This window comes from Arthrobacter sp. lap29, from assembly GCF_032458965.1.
Classification (GTDB): domain Bacteria; phylum Actinomycetota; class Actinomycetes; order Actinomycetales; family Micrococcaceae; genus Specibacter; species Specibacter psychrochitiniphilus.
Window position 1 is genome coordinate 1 of the sequence record NZ_JAUCEK010000038.1, and the last position, 1,229, is coordinate 1,229.

The 1,229-nt window shown below is 55.7% G+C and carries 2 protein-coding genes; both read right to left on the reverse strand.

Annotation, left to right across the window (positions count from 1 at the left end; genetic code table 11):
• Positions 1 to 22: 22 nt before the first annotated feature.
• Positions 23 to 961 carry an IS3 family transposase gene (locus RY113_RS18410; protein WP_315915834.1) on the reverse strand — a complete coding sequence of 313 codons (939 nt, stop codon included), beginning with the start codon at positions 959 to 961 and terminating at the stop codon, positions 23 to 25.
• Complete coding sequence (locus RY113_RS18415; RefSeq protein WP_315915833.1) at positions 916 to 1,206, reverse strand: transposase; 291 nt, start codon at positions 1,204 to 1,206, stop codon at positions 916 to 918. Before RY113_RS18415 ends, RY113_RS18410 begins: the two co-directional genes overlap by 46 nt.
• Between the last annotated feature and the right edge of the window lie 23 nt (positions 1,207 to 1,229).

The window sequence follows — 1,229 nt, forward strand, 5'->3', positions numbered from 1 at the left end:
CAGTTGGTTAGTTTTTTCTGGGTTAGGCAGCGAGGTGTTGTTGCTGGTTTTGGGTGGTGAAGTTGGCCATGGCCGTTGCCGGCGGTAGGCCGTCATTGTGGGTGTGTGGTCTCCACCTATTGTAGAAAACCTCGATGTAGCGCATGGTGGCCCGCCTGGCTTCTTGGCGGGTGTCAAAGCTGTAGTGGTGGTAGAACTCGTTCTTCAGGGACGAGAAGACTGACTCAGCCACGGCATTATCCCAACATACGCCCTTGGCTCCCATGGACTGGCGGATGCTGTTGCCAGTGCACCAGGATCCAAGTTCACGGGAGGTGTATTGCACGCCATGATCGCTGTGAAAAATTCCACCACGTTGCAGATGGCCGCGGTCTCTGGCCATCGTCAGCGCGCTGACACACAGGGAGGCACGCATGTGATCTGCCATGGCCCAGCCAACGATCATGCGGGTGCATAGGTCGATGACGGTGGCCAGGTACAGCCACCCCTCACCGGTGCGCAAGTAGGTGATGTCGCCGACTAGGCGGGTGCCTGGGGTTGCAGCGGTGAAGTCTCGGCCGATCAAGTCTTTGAAGACTTTCTCCGGGTCTGAGGGGATGGTGGTGCGTTTGAAAGCCCGCATTCGTCTGGCTGCCCAGCCATTCTCTGCCATGATCGAGGCCACCGTTCCCACGGAGATATCAACACCGGCTGTGTTGAGTTTTGCGTGGACCATGCGGTGGCCAAAGATCCCGTCGGAGGTTTTAAAGACAGTCTCCACCTGATCGGTCAGCTCCCGGTGGCGAATGGTTGTGGGCGTATCTGTTGCTTCTTTCCAGCGATAATACGACGACCGTGGGACGCGTAGTTCTCGGCACATCCAGGCTACTTTTTCTCCAGCGTTCTCCTGCTGCTGAACAAGACGATAGAGGTCATCTACCGTTGTTCTTTGGCGAAGAACGCTGAAACTTTTTTTAGGAATTCATTCTCCCGTTCAAGCTCACGTAGCCGCACTTCCATGGCCTTGTATTTAGCGGTATCCACGGGTAAATCAGGTTTAGGGCCGCCGCCTTCGTGGCCCTCATGGGAGAGCTTGATCCAGCGTTTGAGTGCGGTCAGGGAGATGCCGAGTTCAGCAGCTACAAGAGCTAAAGGGCGGCCAGAGGATTCAGCCAAGGCAACAGCATCAGCTTTGAACTCATCGGAATAGGTTGGTCGAGAAGACATGGGAACAATCCTTTCAAAGACTG

Excerpts from the sequence above, each read along its gene's own strand:
- RY113_RS18415 (WP_315915833.1), bottom strand. The coding sequence starts at position 1,206 with ATGTCTTCTCGACCAACCTATTCCGATGAGTTCAAAGCTGATGCTGTT.